The sequence below is a fragment of the Lawsonella clevelandensis genome (genome assembly GCF_001293125.1).
Taxonomy (GTDB): domain Bacteria; phylum Actinomycetota; class Actinomycetes; order Mycobacteriales; family Mycobacteriaceae; genus Lawsonella; species Lawsonella clevelandensis.
The window spans coordinates 968,966-986,974 of record NZ_CP009312.1; the positions used below are offsets into that span (position 1 = coordinate 968,966).

Genomic DNA, 18,009 nt, shown 5'->3' on the forward strand with positions numbered 1-18,009 from the left:
GACGGCGCTCACAGCCTGATCGCATCTTTGCAGGCCGGGGCGTTAAGCTAGGCGTATGGCCACACCTCGCAGCTCCTCCCCCAGCCGGTTTCGGCTCACGCTGCAGCGTATTAATAAGCACATCGATTGGCTTATCGTCGGCCTCCTCGCCTGCATCCTGCTGGCCACCGCTTTCCCTGCCAAAGAGGACTTCGCCATCGGCATGCACTACGTGTCCAAGGTGTTCCTCTTCCTCCTCTTCTTCTTCTATGGCGCCAAACTCGCACCACGCGAAACCCTTATGGGCCTCCGCAATTGGCGCCTCCACGTGGTTATCACCTGCTTCACCTTCGTGGTGTTCCCCATCATCGGCATCGGCCTCAAATACGCCACCATCGGCTGGCTAGGGCAAGGCCTCGCCCTGGGCCTCCTCTACCTCACCCTGGTGCCTGGCACCGTCCAGTCCTCCATCGCCTTCACCTCGGTGGCACACGGTAATGTGGCGGGTGCCATCGTCTCCTCCAGCCTGTCCAATGTGCTGGGCGTCTTCCTCACCCCGCTGCTGGTGATGCTCACCATGGCTACCACGGGCGATGTTCACATCACTGGCCGCAGCATCCTCGACATTTTTTTGCAGATTCTGCTGCCGTTCATCATCGGCCAGTTGTTGCATAAGCGTCTGGGCCCGGTGCTGCACCGTCACCCCATCCTCACCAAGACCATCGACCGCGGCACTATTTGGGTGAACGTCTATACCGCGTTTTCGGAGGCTGTGGTGCAAGGCGTGTGGGTGCGGGTGACGATGCTGCATCTGCTGGAGCTCATCGGAATCTGTATTGCGGTGGTGAGCTTGGTGCTGACGCTGTCCTGGCTGCTGGCGCGGGCGTTGGGCTTCGACCGGGGCGACCGGATCGCTGCCCAGTTCTGCGGGTCGAAGAAGTCCCTGTCTAGCGGTATTGCGATGGGGGCGGTGTTGTTTGCGGGGGTGGGCAATGGGTTGAGTGCCGGCATGTTGATGCTGCCACTGATGCTCTTTCACCTGTTCCAGTTGCTGATCTGTGCGGTGTTGGCGGGGCGCTATGGGCGCCAGTGGGAGCGGGCGCACCCGGATGGGGTGCCGGCTCCACCGTCATGAATGTGGGGTGGTTCCTGGTGACTGGCGTATGGCTGGTTGTTGAGCATGTGGCTAACTCTTGAGCATGTGGTGCCGGCCGGCGGCCCAACCGCTAACTGCGCCGTCTCGCCTCACCGTCTAGCCTCGCCGTCTAATGCCGCCCACTGCTCCTTATCCGTCGCCGTCATAGCCAATGTATGGGCCGACGTCTGGGCCGACATCTGGGCCGATGTTGTAGCCACCTTCCGGATAACCTCCGGGTGGCGGCTACTTGCGCTTTCCCTTCAATAGACTCACCGCGGCGTCGAAGTATTCGCGCTTCGTGTGCGTGGGCTTGCGGCGGGCAGCCTCCGGGGTGGAGGGCATATCCTTGTACTTATCGCCCAGCAGCTCGGAGCCGAGGGCTTTGCCGTAATCCTGGACTTTATTCCAATCGATCTGCATAGTGCTCTTTTCGTTGCTGGGGTGGGGCATACCCGAACGTGGCGCAGCTGCCTGCAGCTGCCCGTAGCTGCTGCAGCAGTGGGGCATCCCCCGGGGCATCTCCAGGGCACTACCTGCGGGGAAAGTGCGCCGCGGGAGGAGTGCGGCTAGGGGGCGGGGGTTTCTGTGACGGTGACGGTCTCCCGGAAGTTGTCCCGCACGTCCTTGAGCGTGTCGTTGGCATCCTTCCGCAGATCGTCCACATCCTTCTTGGCTTTGTCGGTGGCCTTGTTGAGGTTACTGCGGGCAACGTCGGTGGGGTGCACTGTCTTGGTGACGGTGACGCGTCCATCCGGGTTGGTGGTGTTGGTGGTGGTTGCGGGGGCGTTGTCGTCGTTGTGGCAGCCGGCGATCCCAGCGGCGGCCAAACCAATGGCGAGGACGGCGGCAGCAGCCTTGGTGTGGTGAAGCATGGCGACCTCCGATAGGGGCGGGGAATAGCAGGGCGGTTTCACCTTTGAGGGTAGCCACAACCCTGCGGCAGCGCCGTAGGTTGCCAGCAGTTTCGTCACCGTCACCACCTACAATCGGGTGCAAAGGTGGGGTAGTTGGGGGTCAGTTCAGCCGGGGGCTGACGGGTGGCTCGTGCAGCAGGGGGCTGGCGGTGGGCTAGTTCAGCCGGGGGTCGACGGGGCGGGAGGCGTAGAGGCTGAGCGGCCAGGGTTGCCGGCGCACCACCTGCGCGTACAGGTCGGTGTGGTGGTCGGTGGCGAAATCCTTGTCGAGGGCGTCGCACACATACCAGTCGCCGGCGGCAATCTCCTCCGCCAGCTGGCCGGGCCGCCAGGCACAGTAGCCCATGTACAGGCGGTAGGATTCGCGGATGTCCTGGGTGCGGTAGATGGTGTGGGCGGTGGGGTCCATGAGGAACGTGCGTCCGCGCACCGGGTGCATGAGGGAGAGGTCCACCGGGCAATCCGGCTTCAACCGCAGCAGACCCGTCACCCGCTCCGTTTCCACCGGTCCACCAATGAAAAAGCTGGCGGGCTTGGAGCAGTAAGGGGCGAAGAGGGGCAGCACACTGTGGACGGACACCTCGGACTGTTGGTTGAGGATGATGCCGAAGGTGCCCTGGGTGTCGTCGTGTTCGAAGAGGCAGATGACGCTGCGGGAGAACACCTCGTCGCGCATGTCCGGGGCGGACACCAGCAGGCAGCCTTTGTAGGGGTCGCGCTGGTCCATGGCCAGGAAGATGCGGTCGGCGAAGGCGCCGAATTGGCTGAGGTTCCCGTAGGGGTTCATCTGGAAGTCGCTCACTGCGCCGCCCACCATTCGTGCAGGGCGGCGACGGCCTGGTCATGCTCCATCGGCCCGTTCTCCATGCGCAGGTTCTTGAGGAATGCCCACGCCTGGCCCACCTCCGGACCGGGTTGCAGCCCCAGGATCTGCATGATCTCGTTGCCGTCCAAGTCGGGGCGGATGGCCTCCAGATCCTCCTTTTCCCGCAGTTCTGCGATGCGCTCTTCCAGGCTGTCCACCAGGGCGTGGAGTTTTTTGCGTTTCCAGTCGCGGGCGGTGGTGCAGTCGGCGCGCACTAGGAGGTTGAGGCGGTCCAGCAGCGGGCCGGCGTCCGTCACGTAGCGGCGCACCGCCGAGTCGGTCCATTCGCCGTCCCCGTACCCATGAATCCGCAGATGGAGGTACACGAGTTGGCTGACGTCGTTGATCATCTGCCGGGAGTATTTGAGGGCTTTGAAGCGCTTCCGCACCATCCGGGCGCCCACGATCTCATGCTGGTAGAAGGTGACGCCGCCGCCGGGTTTCGCGGCGCGAGTTGGCACTTTGCCGACGTCGTGGAGGAGGGCCGCCCAGCGCAGTACCAGGTCGGGGTCGCCGGGTTCCAGCTCGCAGGCCTGCTTCAATACGGTGAGGCTGTGGGTGTAGACGTCCTTGTGAGGGAGTGAGGGGTCCGGCGGCATGGACATGGCCGGGATTTCGGGGAACACATGGTCGGCTAGGCTGGTCCGGCAGAGCAGGTCGATGCCGTCCCACGGGTAGGTACCCAGCATGAGTTTGTCGAGTTCCGCCTGGATACGTTCGGCGGTGATGCGGGTGATTTCCCCGGACATGTCCTGGATGGCGGCGGTGACGCGGGGGGCGAGGGTGAAGCCGAGTTTGGAGACGAAGCGGCAGGCGCGGATCATGCGCAATGGGTCGTCGTGGAAGCTCACCTCGGGGGCTTGCGGGGTGTCGAGCACTCCGGCGGCGAGGTCATTGATGCCGCCGAGGGGGTCGCAGAATTCTTGGGTGCCGTCGCCGTGCAGGCGCAGGGCCATGGCGTTGACGGTGAAGTCGCGGCGGATGAGGTCCCCTTCCAGGGTGTCGCCGAAGTGGACGATGGGGTTGCGTGAGACGCCGTCGTACTGGTCGCTGCGGAAAGTGGTGATCTCGATTTGCCAGCCGCCTTTGCTGGCGGACACGGTGCCGTACTCAATTCCGGTGTCCCACACGTTGTCTGTGCAGTTGCGGAGGATGGTGGTGACGGCGTCGGGGCGGGCGTCGGTGGTGAAGTCGAGGTCGATGCCGAGTTGGCCGAGGAGGGCATCCCGCACGGAGCCGCCCACCAGGTAGAGGTCGTGGCCGGCTGCTTCGAAGGCGGCGGCCAGCGGTGTGAGGGTGGGGGCGAGGGTATGGAGTTGGACTTGGGCGGCAGCCAGCATACGGAGGGTGCGGTCGGGCTCCGCCGTGGGGGAGGTGCCGGCGACGGTGCTAGCTGGGGCGGCGGCGGACGGGGTGCTGGTGGTGTCTGCCGCAGGGGTGGGTTGCTGCTGGTTCGTGGGATGCATCATCGTGTGCAAGTTTACTAACATTGCCAGCTGCTCGGCCAAGAACTTAGACCTTATAACTGCAGACAAGTAGGATTGAGGGATAGTGGACAGTGAACGCAAGACCCAATCCGGCGGGGATTGCCGGCCTCCGCGTCGGCGTAGTTCCCGCCCGGCCGGCGCACCAGCCTCCGCGGCGAATCGTGCCCCGGCCTCTTCGGCTACGCCCACACAGCCCTCTCCGCGTGCCACCGTCACCCCGCGTGCCACCGTCACCCCGCGTGCCACTGCTGCCACGCCACACTCCGCTGCCACACCGCGTCCCACTGCCACACCGCGTGCAATCACCCCAGCCCGCACCCCAGCCACACCTCCCCGGACCCCGGCGGCCACTCCCCGCCCAGCGAAACCCCGCCCCACCAACACCCCCCGCAACGGCGCTATCGTCCTCGACCCCAACGGCGTCGCCGGCAAGGCACCCAAACGCTATACCCGCAGTTCCACGCAAAATAATGGGCGGCGGCCCGTCACCCGCTCCCTTACCAAGAGCCAGGTCAAACGCAACCGCGGCCGCAGCTACCCGGAAACGTCCGCCGGCGGCCTGGTGCTGCGCAACATGCGCCGCGCCTACAACCCTCGCACCAACCGCGTTTACCTATCGGCTGTGAAGGTGGCGCTCATCGGCCGTACCGACCGCCGCGGCCGACTCCTCTGGTCCCTGCCCAAGGGCCACATTGAGGACTACGAAACCGTCCCCATGACCGCCGTCCGCGAAGTGCGCGAGGAGACGGGCATTGAGGGCGAGGTCATTAAGCACCTTGGCACCATCGACTACTGGTTCCTGTCCGACGGCAAGCGCATCCACAAGACTGTCCACCACTATCTGCTGCGCTTTGTGGGTGGAGAACTCTCCAACGCGGACGCCGAGATTTCCGAGGTGAAGTGGGTGTCCTTGAAGGATCTACCCGCCCACTTGAGCTACGCCGATGAGCGGAAGCTGGCTCGCCGGGCGACGGGCGTGGTGGCGGCGTGGATTCGTAGCGAGTATGGGTCCGGTGACGGCACCGACGAGACAATTCAGATTGAGGGCGAGTTTCCGGATGATGACATTCTGGGTGACGACCTGGACGCGGCCGACCTGCTAGAACCTACCCACGGCGGGAAGCACACTAGTGATGGCCAGCCAGCACACGGTAACCAACAGCACGGTAACCAACAGCACGGCGACGGGACGCAGGGCGACCGAGCTGAGGGCGACCGCAGCACTGGGGACCGCGCACAGGGCAGTCGGGCTGGTAATAGCCAGCACCCCCGTAATAGCGGCCGGAACAGTGGCCAGCGTCGGAACCGTCGTGGCCGGCGGCGCGGCCGCCGCTCCAACGCCACCACCACAAACACCACCACTGCAAACACTGGGAATCACACCCCCCGCACCACCCCGCTCACCCCCAACACCGGCACACCACCCCCAGGTAACCCCCACTCGCTACCTAACACACCAGCTCACGAGTAATTTGGACTCGTCACCACAACACACAATAGGAGGGACAATGACGACACCGCTACGCCACCGCATCGCCGGCCTCAGCCTCGCCTGCTGCACCCTCCTCGCCCCCGCCGCCCTCGCCGGCGCCACGGCCACCGCCGCCACCACCAGCTACCTCAGCGCCCTCGACGTCACCCCCAACTACGGCGACACTCCCCCCACGCACCCCTCCGCCTACTTCGCCGACTACACCAGCCCAGACTCCGTCCTCCTCGCCGCCATGAGCGGCCACACCAACGCTGCCCTCCGCACCCTCACCAGCGACCTCAGCCCCGTCCCCGACGCCACCCCCGACGCCCTCCACATCTCCCTCACCAGCATCACCCCCAACATTATCGACGGGGCCACCAGCAACCACGTCACCATCAACGGCACCCTCACCAACGTCGGCAAACTCCCCATCAGCGACATCGAACTCCGCCTCCAACGCGGCGACTACGCCCCCTACAGCAACGCCCTCCGCCACACCCTCGCCGAAGACCAAATCAACTACCCCACCGCGCTGCCCTTCCACAGCCTCGACGCCACCCTCCAGCCCGGCGCCACCACCACTTTCACGCTCAAAGCCCGTATCACCGGCGGCACCGGCGACACCCTCAACATCCACGCCCCCGGCGTCTACCCCCTCCTCATCAACGCCAACGGACGCGTCAACAACTCTGACAGCGCCCGCCTCCACGACGCCCGCACCCTCCTCCCCGTCCTCTCCCTCCCCCACACCACCAACCACGACCCCGCTGAAACCGCCCCCCGCCCCATCACCCTCCTCTGGCCCCTCGCCATCACCCCCCAAGAAGCCAGCTACTACAGCTTCAGCTCCGTTACCGTCCTTCGCGACGACAACCTCGGCATCTCCCTCGGCAAAAACGGCCGCCTCCGCACCCTCCTCGACACCGGCGCCACCCTCCTCGACGACCGCACCCTCGGCAACTCCGTCTGCCTCGCCGTCGACCCCGACCTCCTCCGCACCGTCAACCGTATGACCCGCCCCTACCGGGTCCTCAACAACCCCACCAACCGACACGACGGCGTCCACAAAGGCAAACACAGCAGCGCCGCCCAAGCCTGGCTCGACCACCTCCGCAGCCTCGCCACCAACAGCTGCGTCATCGCCCTCCCCTGGGCCGGCGCCAGCCTCGCCGCCACCACCCACAGCCTCGGCGGCGCCCTCCCTCACCAACTTATGGCCGACAGCCGCACCGTCACCGCCTACATCCTCCGCACCCGCCTCTCCAGCCACGTAATTTGGCCCAACGTCGGCATGGTCGCCGCCGCCGACCTCCCCGCCGCCGACCACCCCGAACTCCTCCTCTCCTCCAACGCCCTCACCGGCCCCAGCCCCTACACCCGCGACGCCCACCACGCTCGCGCCCTCTACCAGCGCAACCCCAAAGCCCCCCTGCGCGACGTCGCCAACAGCGGCTACGGCCAATGGTTCCGCTCAGACGGCACCACCTACACCGTCACCCCCTTCGACAGCACCCTCGCCACCGCCCTCGCCGCCACCGGCCACAACCCCAGCAACACACTTTTTGGCCCCAGCGACAGCCGCTACCTCCTCACCGCCGACAGCGCCACCGCCCGCATGCAAGACGCCGTCGCCACCCTTCTCTGGAAAACCAGCGCCAACCTACGCCGCGAAAACCTCGCCACCAACAGCTACCCCGACGCCCCTCTCATCATCGCCCCACCGCAACACTGGTCCGTCACCGACAGCGAACTCAAAACCTTCACCGACACCCTCCGCTACCTAGCCCGCCGCAACCTCATCACCACCCAATCCCTCACCGACGCCCTCGCCCAGTCCAAGCAAATGCCCCGCCGCGGCACCCTCAACACCGAGCAACTCACCAGCATGCCGCTGCCAGACGTACCCCTCGCCACCGTCACCCGCGCCGTCACCACCATCAACCGCTACCACAACCTCTTCGCCGACAAAGGCGACAACAACTTCTACAAACGCGCTCGCTACAACATCTACCGCGCCACTACCACCCGCTACTGGGGCATCTCCCCCACCCTGGTCGGCAACGTCCCCACTACCCATAACCACCGCCCCAATAAGCACCAAGATAGCCCCGGTATCGTTCTAGCCACCCCCCCAATGCTCGGCCACCCCTCCGCCTACGCCCGCAGCATTGCACTCGCTGGCCAGGCCATGCGTAGCTCCGTCACCCTCATCAAACCTGCCAGCATCTACACCCTCGCCTCCACCGACTCCGACCTCGTCCTCGTCGCCCGCAACGAACTTCCAGCAGACGTCACCGTCACTGTCCACACCCTGCAGCGCAACGGTGACGGGAACGGCGCCCGTACCGGCCAAGAACTCGCCCCCGCCCGCACCATCACCATCCCCGCCCAGGCTTCCCTCAACGTCAACATTCCGGTCCACCTGCCCTCCGGCCAATCCGTGCCCGTGAGCGTCTCCCTTCTGAGCGCCGACGGGCAAGAACTTGGTACCACCGTCAACATGACCGTCCGCGTCAGCCGGCTCACCCCCCTCCTCGGCTTTTTCCTCTTTGCCGCAGTGGCCGTCCTGGCATTCCTTATCCTGAAGCGCGTACTCCCCCTCATCCGGCGGAGCAACGGACAAGGACGCTCCCATGAGTAGAGAAACCGACCGCGCCATCCGGCGTGCCCAGCAGCTCGAAACTACCGGCACCGCCAGCCAAGAAAGCGACAGCGACGTCCTGCGCTCCACCGGCACTATGGCTATCGCCACCCTGCTGAGCCGCATCACCGGCTTCATCAAAGCCACCCTGCTGGGCGCTAGCCTTGGCGCCGCCGTGTTCTCCTCCTTCAACTCCGCCAATCAGCTGCCCAACCTCGTCACCGAGATTGTGCTGGGTGCCGTCCTCACCAGCCTGGTGGTGCCGGTGCTGGTGCGCGCCGAAAAGGAGGATCCGGACCACGGTGCCTCCTTCATTCGCCGGCTCATCACGGTGTCCAGTGTGCTGCTCATTGTGGTGACGGTGGTGTGTGTGGCTGCTGCGCCGCTGCTCACCCGCCTCAGCCTGGATCCCAGCGGCAAAGTGAACGTCTATCAGGCCACCAACTTCGCCTATCTGGTGTTGCCGCAGATTTTCTTCTACGGCATATCCGCCTTGCTCATGGCCATCCTCAACACGAAGGGTGTGTTCAAGCCGGGGGCGTGGGCGCCGGTGTGGAACAACATTGTTGTCCTCTTCTTTGTCACTCTCTACTGGGTGGTCCCCGGCGGGCTGGCTCCCAACGACAACGGCTCCTTTACCAACGTTCACATGCTCATTCTGGGCTTGGGCGCCACTCTGGGTGTGGTGGTGCAGGCGATCGTCCTCATTCCGCCGCTCCGCAAAATCGGCATTGACCTGCGCCCCGAGTGGGGTATCGATAGCCGCATTAAGCAGTTCGCCGGGATGGGCATCGCCATTGTGGTGTATGTGGCCATCAGCCAGGCTGGTTACTTCGTCACTAACCGTATCGCGTCTATGGCTGACAACGCGGCACCGGGTGTGTATTCGCAGGCGTGGCTGCTGCTGCAGATGCCCTACGGCATTATTGGGGTGACGCTGTTGACGGCCATCATGCCGCGGCTGTCCCGCAATGCTGCCGACAACAACACGAAGGGCGTGGTTCGGGATCTTACCGTCGCCACCAAACTCACTATGATCGGCATTCTGCCCGTGGTGGTGTTCATGCTGGTGTTCGGCCCGGAGATTGGCGTGGCATTGTATGCCTACGGGCGGTTCTCGGTGTCGGCGGCTACCGCTATTGGGTTGACGGTGGCGCTGTCCGCGTTCACACTGATCCCCTACAGCATTGTGCTGCTGCACTTGCGCGTTTTTTACGCTCGCGAGCAAGCTTGGACGCCTACTTTCATCATTATTGCCATCACCGCCACGAAGATCATTCTGTCCAGCTTGGCAATCACTATGGCCCCCAATACGGAGTCAGTGGTGATTCTGCTGGGTGTGGCCAACGGCTGCGCTTTTATTGCTGGCGCCAGCATCGGTGCCTACCTGCTGAAACGCAGTATCGGGACGCTTAATTCGCGGGAGGTGCTGTACACCTGCGTGTGGGTACTGGGGGCGTCCCTGGTGGCGGTTGCGGTGGCGTGTGGGGTGGACCATATTCCGTTTATTCGCCAGCTGTCCGACCAGTTGGGCTCCGGCGGCATGATCATTCGGGTGGTTATTGCCGGGCTGCTGCTGGTGGGCATTACTGTGCTTATCCTCTCACTCAGCCCCCTGCAGGAGGTGGGGACGTTGGAGCGGCTGCTGGCACGCTTGCCTGGGCCGGGTGGCCGCTACTTTGGCCGGCGGGCCTCTTCCCGCTCCGGTGTCGCTGGTGCAGCCTCGGGGGTGGCTATTGATGAGCATGTCCCTGACCAGCTCAACGAGGCCCTGGAGCTGACCGCGGGCGGTAACAGCCCTCTCACTACCCGTATTTCTCTTCCGAAGTTGGCCCCGGTGGCTGGCTACTTACTGCCCGGCGCCTACGTGTGCGAGGGTCGCTACCGGCTGCTGTCCTACCAGGGTAAGAACGCGAAGGGGGAGGTGACGTGGCTAGCGACCGACAGCCAGCAGCCCGGCAAGCGGGTCATGTTGGTGACGGCGGCCGACAAGGTTATTCGCGTTCCCCAGCCGGTGGAGACGGCACTCATTGCTGCCGCAGAGGTTCCGGTGGCAGAGCAGGCTGAGGCGCAGGCTCGTGCCGAGGAAGGTGCCTTCACCAGCAGTGGTGACGGTGCCGAGTTCAGTGACGGTGCCAGCTTGGATACCGGCGTTGGTGCCGCCTCCCATAACATTGCCACTAACGTTGTCGAAGTGACCGCCGCTAGCCTTTCCGCTGCTGGAGCGGGCATTAGCTCCACCGCTGCCGTCGGCGCAGGTGGTGGAGCATCCGCTGACACCGCTGACACCGCTGACACCGCCGCTTCCGCTACTGATTCCGCTGCTGCCCCCGCCGTCAATGCCGCAGCTGTCTCTTCTGCCACTTACACAGCCGGCAGCAGTTCCTTGGAGACCATCAATGTGGTGAAGGAAACCACCCCCCACAATGTCCACCACACCTCCCCGCTGCGCTTCTTGGTGGCCTCATTGGTCAGTATCGCCCTGGCCACCGGCATTGGGGCCGGCCTTTTCGCCGCCCTCCACAACCCACTAGCCGGTATCGAGAACCTCCACCGCAGCACTACCCAAACGCAGACCCAACCCCTCCCCCAGGGCACTTCCCACACTCCCTCCTAGCTGAGAGCCTTTCTACCCTAGCTACAGCTTATTTTCGCCCTAAAGTATGTTTCTTGGGACTTTTTTCGCACACAAATATCTGCTTTTACCTGCGATAACACCACCATTTCCCGCCTCAAGGGACTCGTCACCGCACATGTAGCTCCCCCACAGTTGGACGGGTGTTCCTAAAGTAGTGCGCAACAAGGGTGCTCCACCACTCGACACGGCTTCTCCACCGTGCGGCGTAATTCTTTCAGGACACACCATGCTTAGCTCTGTCGAAGCGCGTTACCTGCCTAACGAGATGCTCGCGACCCACCGCGACCTGTTCGACACCTTCGACGCCAACACCGGCCTCTACCGCACCATTGCCTACAGCATTTGCCGTAACCGCGACGACGCTGAAGATGCGTTGCAAGACTCCTGCGTAAACCTGCTCTCCCGCACACTCCCCCGACGCGGCTCTAATCTGGTGCAGTGGGTCGCCCGCGTTGTCACCAACGCCGCAATCGACCACCAACGCCGCCTCCACAGCCACCCCACCTCCGAGCTCTGCGAAGGCTTCGACCGGCCTCTCTGCGACAGCACCGACTGGCCGCTAGTGGACGGCTACAACTACAGCGTCGAGCAGATGCTCAAAGAACTTCCTTCCGACCAGCGCGAAGCCATCTTCCTTGTGGACGTGGTTGGCTTCACCTTGCAGGAAACCGCCGAGCTGGTGGGCGCCCCTCTCGGCACCGTGAAGAGCCGCCGCAACCGCGCCCGTGCCCGCCTAGTCCAGTCCGCCGCCCAGGAGGCCATCCTCCCCCGGAGCGCCTAGCGGTCATCCTTCTCCATGAACGGCTCACCGCCTGGAAGTTTTCCCCTATACCCCAGGGGGAATAAATGCGCAGGGGTGTCCGTTTCACTAAAATGAGAACAGCACATCGATCTCACAGAAGGACACCCGTGGCTGAGAACACTCCCGACACTGTCGCCGACGTTATCATCGTTGGCTCCGGCCCAGCCGGCTACACCGCCGCCATCTACGCTGCCCGCGCAGAACTGAAACCCATCGTCTTTGAAGGTTTCGCCGCCGGTGGCCTCCTCATGAACACCACGGTCATCGAAAACTTCCCCGGCTTCCACGAGGGCATCGAAGGCCCCAAACTTATGGAAGAAATGCGCGGCCAAGCTGAACATTTCGGGGCCGACCTCCGTATGGAAGAAGTCGAGAAGATCGACCTCACCGGAGAGATCAAAACCGTTGAATCCCTTGGGGTTACTTACGGAGCCAAGACCATCATTCTGGCCATGGGCTCCACCCCCCGCTACCTCAACGTCCCCGGCGAAGAAGAATTCAAAGCTCGCGGTGTCAGCGCCTGCGCCACCTGCGACGGCTTCTTCTTCAAAGACAAAGACATTGCCGTCGTGGGCGGTGGCGACTCCGCCATGGAAGAAGCTACCTACCTTACCCGCTTCGCCAAGTCCGTTACCCTCATCCACCGCCGCGATGAGTTTCGCGCCAGTCCCATCATGGCCGAACGCGCCGAAGCCGATCCCAAAATCCGCTTCCTCATGAACTCTGTCATTGACGAGGTCCAGGGCGACACCACCCTCAACAACCTGCGCATCAAGAACACCGTCACCGGCGACCTCAGCGACCTCCCCGTCGAAGGCCTCTTCGTCGCCATCGGCCACGACCCACAGTCCCAGCTAGTCCGGGGCCAGGTTGAGGTTGATGCCAAGGGCTACGTGAAGGTGGATGGCCGCAGTTCCCGCACCAACATCGACGGAGTCTTTGCCTGCGGCGACCTCATCGACGACCACTATCAGCAGGCCGTTACCGCCGCCGGTTCCGGCTGTGTCGCTGCCTTGGATGCCCAAGCCTGGCTGATGAACCACGCCTCCTAGCCGACACACCACCTGGCAACCGCAACTTTTGTAGCACCCCTCATCACTACACCTTCTAGCCCCTACGACGTCCTACTCCACACCTTTCCGAGAGCACTAAAGGAGAACCCCGATGTCCGCTAACACCATCACCGTCACCGCCGACAACTTCCGTTCCGTCGTCGCCGAATCCGAACTCCCTGTCCTAGTGGATTTCTGGGCAGCCTGGTGCGGCCCCTGCCAGGCCGTCGGCCCCGTTGTCGACGACATCGCCGCCGAAAACAAGGACAAGCTAGTGGTGTGCAAGGTCAACGTCGACGAGCAGCAGGCCCTCGCCCAAATGTTCGGCATCATGTCCATCCCCACCATGCTCCTCTTCAAGGGCGGCAAGGTCGTCAAGACTCTCACCGGTGCCCGCCCCAAGGCTGCCATCATGGCTGCCATCAAGGACGAGCTGTAAACCTCCGCCCGCTGTTTCCATCCCCTCCGGGTTGGTGACGAGTCCATGACGGGCCAACTAAGCGGCACGGGTTATGCGACCCGTGCCGCTTAGTTGTGTGCTATTTGGCCTAACCTTTTAAGATTGAACTAAGCCATTCTTGTGTCTGGTGCCCAAGGAGACCCATCATGACAGACCCCCGCACGAACCCCTCCGCCCACGGAGACGTGCGCCAACAGCTCATTGAGCTGGGTTTTGTTGTGAACCCCGACGACGACCTCACTACCGCTATCTGCGCATTCCAGCAGCAGCGCGGGCTTGTCGTCGACGGCTATGTGGGCCCGATGACCCGCCGCGCCCTCTCTGAGGCCAGCCATAAACTGGGCTGCCGCGTCCTCAACTTCATGCCGACCAACCTAATGTTCGGTGACGACGTTGCTACCCTTCAGGATTCCCTCCAAGAGCTGGGCTTTTACACCAGCCGCATCGACGGCGTTTTTGGCCCCAACACCCATGTGGCCCTGCTGAACTATCAGCGGGAGTTTGGCCTTTCCTCCGACGGCATTTGTGGCCCCGCCACCCTTCAGTCCCTTGGCCGGCTGGGTCGGCGTGTTACCGGCGGCTCTCCCTCCAACATTGTGGAGCAGGAGATCGTTCGCTCGTCTGGTCCGAGCTTGTCCGGTAAGCGCATCATTCTGAATCCGCATGTCTACAATGGCACCGGCCAGTATGGGGAGCTGTTGCCGGAGGAGATTGGGGATCTGCACGACGAAGTGGTGTGGGATATTGCCAATCGTATTGAGGGCCGCATGATGGCGTTGGGTGTGGAAACATTCATCACTCATCCGCGCGGTGGCGATATTTCTCCTGACGATGCTGCTCAGATGGCGAACCAGGTTGATGGCGACCTGATGATTACCATGGAGTGCGACGTCTACCCTAACGAACTGGCCAATGGTGTGGCTACATTTTTCTTCCGCAATAGCCACGGCAAGGTAAGCGCAGTAGGTAAGCTGCTGGCCCAGTTTGTGCAGCGTGAGGTGGTGGCCCGTACGGGGCTGACGGATTGTCGCTCGCATGGTCGCACGTGGGATGTGCTGCGGTTGACCCGCATGCCGTCGATTTGTGTGTCGTTGGGCTATATTACGAACCAGCATGACCGTGAGCTGCTGTTGTCTGCGGAGGGTCGCGACGCGATCGCCGAAGGCATTGTGGTGGCGGTGAAGCGACTCTATCTGATGAACGACGATACGCTGTCGACTGGTTCTTTCACCTTTGCCGAACTTCTTGAGGTAGAGCGCAACAGCCTCCGCTAAGTACTGGCCGCGGTGTCGCTTTCTGTACTCGCCTCTGCCCCGGCTCCCGCGGGGACGCGCTCGGTTTCGTAGGCGATGAGTTCAATCATCCGGTCAACATAGCGTTGGTCTAGCGCTGCTTTCACGGACTGCTGCCACAGGTTGCGTTTATCGACGTCCATGCGCCAGCGGGACACCCGCGGATGCGGCACGATCTCTTTGAAACCACACGCCGACAACACATCTCGCGTGGGAATACAGACGTGGTCGAGGGCGGACTTGGGGTCCGCATCCCCCGCATAGGAGCCTGCGTTCCCTTCCCTACCGAAAGCCTCCACGGCGCGTACACCGCGGTCTCGCAGATCAGCCACGGCCGCATTGATGAGTTTCACGTAAGCCATGATGGAGCGATATTTGTCGGTGATATAGACGTGGCTTACCACCATGGCGTCGGGGTTGACGGGTCCACTGGGGAGGAGCTTGTGGCGGGGGATGTAGTTCGGGGGCGCGTAGAGGACGAGCCCGACGGCACGTTCGTCAGCAACGAGTACTTGCCCGCAGACCCCCCATTCGAGGAGGACAGCGGAGAGCCATGCTTCTTTTTCGAAGGAGTCATCGTAGCCGCGTTCGATGTGCCCGGGCTCGCGGTCGGTTTCCCAAAAGGCGCAGACGCGGGAATGGTGGGGGAGATCCTCGACCATAGAAAGTTCGAGCGGCACGATGCGTAAATCTGCCACTGCAGCCTCCTTTCCCGGTCTGTCTGGCCCCATTTTTGTCACTGTCACAGTGACGAAAAAACCTTGGGTAGTTACATGTTTGTATTTTTGCTGTTATTTGGCTTTTTGCGCTATTTTTCCCCAAGGCTGTTGAGCAGATCGATGATGCGTTGTGCATCTTCGGCATCACCAAAGTCGATAACGATTCGGCCCTTCTTTCGGCCCATCGCTACCTTTACTGTCGTATCGAGCGCATCGGAGAGACGGGTCGCCCCGGCTTGAATACCGGCGGGAATCTCCACCTTCGCCGCAGTTTTCTTCGGTGCAGCCGTTTGTCCCCCATTGTTGAGGAGTGTGACTGCTTCTTCAGTCTGCCGTACAGAAAGGCCTTCCGCGACAATTCGGGCAGCAAGTGCTTCTTGGTCGCTACTCCCAGTCTTTACACCGAGCAGCGCTCGCGCATGTCCTGCGGAGAGAACGCCCGCTGCCACCCGGCGCTGTACCGGCACCGATAGTTTCAGAAGGCGGATCATGTTGGTGACAACTGGCCGCGAACGTCCGATCTTGTCAGCCAGCTGTTCGTGGGTCACGTTGAACTCTTCCAGCAGCTGTTGGTAGGCTGCCGCTTCTTCCAATGGGTTCAACTGCACGCGGTGAATGTTCTCGAGGAGCGCGTCACGCAGCATATCTGAATCGTCAGTTTGGCGAACAATGGCCGGAATGGTCTCCAGGCCAGCTTTCTGGCTGGCACGCCAACGCCGTTCACCCATAATGATTTCGTAGGCCTTGGGTGCGATCTCCCGCACCACGATGGGCTGCAAAAGACCGAATTCTTTGACGGAGTGGACTAGCTCATTCAGTGCATCTTCGTCGAATACTGTGCGTGGCTGCTTCTCGTTGGGGCGGATGGAGCCGATGGGAATGTCACGATACACGGCTCCCACGGGGCGGGTCTTTGCTTTCTTGGCAGCTGTTGCTGCTGCCGTGCGGCTTGTATCGCCGGACTTTTTCGGTGCTTGGCGGGTTCCTGCGGCACTCTCCTGGGTGCCAGACCCCATGATGATATCTGCGGCAGCATCACCGAGGCGGGGGCCGGTGGTGCGATCATCTGTGGGGATGAGGGCAGCTAGTCCGCGTCCGAGCCCTCCACTACGCTGCTTTGCCATTATTCTTCGCCGCCTTCTTCACGATAATCTCCTTCGTCATTAGCGCCACGCAAGATGATTTCGCGGGCTGCCTCCAGGTAGGTCTTTGCACCGGTAGAACCCGGATCATATTGGATGACTGTTTGGCCAAAACCAGGGGCTTCAGATACCTTCACAGAGCGCGGAATGATGGTGTCAAGAACGATATTGCCAAAGTGGTTGCGCACTTCGGAGGCCACCTGATCGGCTAGCTTGGTGCGACCATCAAACATGGTCAGCAGAATCGTGGAGAGATGCAGATTCTTATTAAGGTGCATCTGGATGAGGTTGATGTTTTTGAGGAGCTGTCCCACGCCTTCGAGTGCGTAGTACTCACACTGGATGGGGAGCAGGATCTCATCAGCGGCCACCATTGAGTTAATGGTCAGGAGGCCGAGTGACGGAGGGCAGTCGATAAAGACGAAATCGATATCGAGTTCGTCGAGATACTCATCGTCGAGGGCGTCCTTCAGACGGTTTTCCCGTGCCACCATTCCGACGAGTTCAATTTCAGAACCTGCAAGATCAATAGTTGCAGGCACAACAAAGACGTTGTCGCCCGCGGTAGATTTCTGTATGCATTCTTCGAGCTTGCAGTCCCCCAGTAGAAGTTCGTAGCTCGATGGTGTGCCTGAGCGATGCTCTGCTCCCAGTGCGGTAGAGGCATTACCCTGCGGGTCGAGATCAACTACGAGTACGCGCATACCGTACAGACCAAGCGCTGCCGCAATGTTCACCGCTGAGGTGGTCTTTCCGACGCCACCCTTTTGGTTAGCGACGGAAAACATTCTACGGAATGCAGGGCGCGGAAGATCGTCGAGATCCATTCGGTGAATGATTCGAGACGCGCGCTCAGCTGCTTCCGCGATAGGAGTATCGGAGTAGCTGCTCATCTTTTCAATAGTCCTCTGGTGTGTTTCACGTGAAACTGTCTGTTTGTATTCTCTCACGATTATCCGTTCTTCGGGACATCAGTTTCGAGCTGCTCCCTCAACGTTCGTTTCACGTGAAACTTATTAACGGAAAGTGGGAGCATCGTTCTTATGAAGTTGTTGTATTACGTTCTTAACGGGAGTCGCATTGTTCCACGGGAAACAATTCCTACGAACCAAGGCGCGGAGTACGCATTCGAGCCCCATGGAGATCACTAACTAACGGGTGTAGTCACTGCTAGATCGAAATCTACTTGTTTTACAAGCCTCCTCAGTGCAGTCACTGCAAGGTTCAACACAGCTCGGGTCACACCCTACTGTGCACTGACAGCTCAGCACAAAGGTCGCTGAGTGGAGCGAAATTCTCGTACTCCAATAACCCACTACTCCGAAAACCCACTACGGTCGCTGGAACCGAGTGACCGTCCTGCATCCATCAAAGTCCACTTCGCAAGGCTTACCTTGTTCTCAGAT

General features: G+C 62.0%; 15 protein-coding genes. 8 read left to right on the top strand and 7 right to left on the bottom strand.

What is annotated here, in order from left to right; all coding sequences use genetic code 11:
* Positions 1-55 precede the first annotated feature (55 nt).
* A complete protein-coding gene (locus IY73_RS04245) occupies positions 56-1,114 on the top strand; it encodes a bile acid:sodium symporter family protein (protein WP_063665753.1) in 1,059 nt (352 codons plus the stop codon).
* A 246-nt stretch (positions 1,115-1,360) separates the two neighbouring features.
* On the opposite strand, the gene IY73_RS04250 is transcribed toward IY73_RS04245, so the two are convergent.
* The 4 genes from IY73_RS04250 to IY73_RS04265 form a co-directional block, all read right to left on the bottom strand.
* Complete coding sequence (locus IY73_RS04250; RefSeq protein ID WP_053962003.1) at positions 1,361-1,624, bottom strand: hypothetical protein; 264 nt, start codon at positions 1,622-1,624, stop codon at positions 1,361-1,363.
* 59 nt (positions 1,625-1,683) lie between these two features.
* Positions 1,684-2,088 (bottom strand): hypothetical protein, encoded by a 405-nt coding sequence (locus tag IY73_RS04255; protein ID WP_053978919.1) that lies wholly within the window; start codon positions 2,086-2,088, stop codon positions 1,684-1,686.
* A gap of 97 nt (positions 2,089-2,185) precedes the next feature.
* Positions 2,186-2,833: a YqgE/AlgH family protein gene (locus tag IY73_RS04260; protein WP_158408676.1), complete on the bottom strand. Its 648-nt coding sequence runs from the start codon at positions 2,831-2,833 to the stop codon at positions 2,186-2,188.
* A complete protein-coding gene (locus IY73_RS04265) occupies positions 2,830-4,386 on the bottom strand; it encodes a CCA tRNA nucleotidyltransferase (protein WP_390175709.1) in 1,557 nt (518 codons plus the stop codon). The genes IY73_RS04260 and IY73_RS04265 overlap by 4 nt, the downstream gene beginning before the upstream one ends.
* A 61-nt stretch (positions 4,387-4,447) precedes the next feature.
* On the opposite strand from IY73_RS04265, the gene IY73_RS08590 reads away from it, so the two are divergent.
* From IY73_RS08590 to IY73_RS04300, 7 genes are all read left to right on the top strand, one after another.
* Positions 4,448-5,854 (top strand): NUDIX hydrolase, encoded by a 1,407-nt coding sequence (locus IY73_RS08590; protein WP_053978921.1) that lies wholly within the window; start codon positions 4,448-4,450, stop codon positions 5,852-5,854.
* A gap of 37 nt (positions 5,855-5,891) precedes the next feature.
* Positions 5,892-8,498 (top strand): DUF6049 family protein, encoded by a 2,607-nt coding sequence (locus tag IY73_RS04275; RefSeq protein WP_053978922.1) that lies wholly within the window; start codon positions 5,892-5,894, stop codon positions 8,496-8,498.
* Entirely contained in the window at positions 8,491-11,115 is a 2,625-nt protein-coding gene (murJ, locus tag IY73_RS04280) for a murein biosynthesis integral membrane protein MurJ (RefSeq protein ID WP_053978923.1), read from the top strand. The genes IY73_RS04275 and murJ overlap by 8 nt, the downstream gene beginning before the upstream one ends.
* A gap of 247 nt (positions 11,116-11,362) precedes the next feature.
* On the top strand, positions 11,363-11,917 hold the full coding sequence (locus IY73_RS04285; RefSeq protein ID WP_053962009.1) for an RNA polymerase sigma factor: 555 nt from the start codon (positions 11,363-11,365) through the stop codon (positions 11,915-11,917).
* Between the two features lie 92 nt (positions 11,918-12,009).
* Positions 12,010-12,990 carry a thioredoxin-disulfide reductase gene (gene trxB, locus IY73_RS04290; RefSeq protein WP_053962696.1) on the top strand — a complete coding sequence of 327 codons (981 nt, stop codon included), beginning with the start codon at positions 12,010-12,012 and terminating at the stop codon, positions 12,988-12,990.
* A gap of 112 nt (positions 12,991-13,102) precedes the next feature.
* The gene (gene trxA / locus IY73_RS04295) at positions 13,103-13,429 is read left to right on the top strand and encodes a thioredoxin (protein ID WP_053962010.1); all 327 of its coding nucleotides are present in this window, start codon (positions 13,103-13,105) and stop codon (positions 13,427-13,429) included.
* A 167-nt stretch (positions 13,430-13,596) separates the two neighbouring features.
* Complete coding sequence (locus IY73_RS04300; protein ID WP_053962011.1) at positions 13,597-14,724, top strand: N-acetylmuramoyl-L-alanine amidase; 1,128 nt, start codon at positions 13,597-13,599, stop codon at positions 14,722-14,724.
* On the opposite strand, the gene IY73_RS04305 is transcribed toward IY73_RS04300, so the two are convergent.
* The 3 genes from IY73_RS04305 to IY73_RS04315 form a co-directional block, all read right to left on the bottom strand.
* Positions 14,721-15,440, bottom strand: a complete 720-nt coding sequence (locus IY73_RS04305; RefSeq protein ID WP_053978924.1) for a hypothetical protein — start codon at positions 15,438-15,440, stop codon at positions 14,721-14,723. The genes IY73_RS04300 and IY73_RS04305 overlap by 4 nt on opposite strands.
* A 110-nt stretch (positions 15,441-15,550) precedes the next feature.
* Positions 15,551-16,585 carry a ParB/RepB/Spo0J family partition protein gene (locus tag IY73_RS04310; protein ID WP_053962013.1) on the bottom strand — a complete coding sequence of 345 codons (1,035 nt, stop codon included), beginning with the start codon at positions 16,583-16,585 and terminating at the stop codon, positions 15,551-15,553.
* Entirely contained in the window at positions 16,585-17,496 is a 912-nt protein-coding gene (locus IY73_RS04315; RefSeq protein WP_053978925.1) for a ParA family protein, read from the bottom strand. Before IY73_RS04315 ends, IY73_RS04310 begins: the two co-directional genes overlap by 1 nt.
* Positions 17,497-18,009 lie beyond the last annotated feature (513 nt).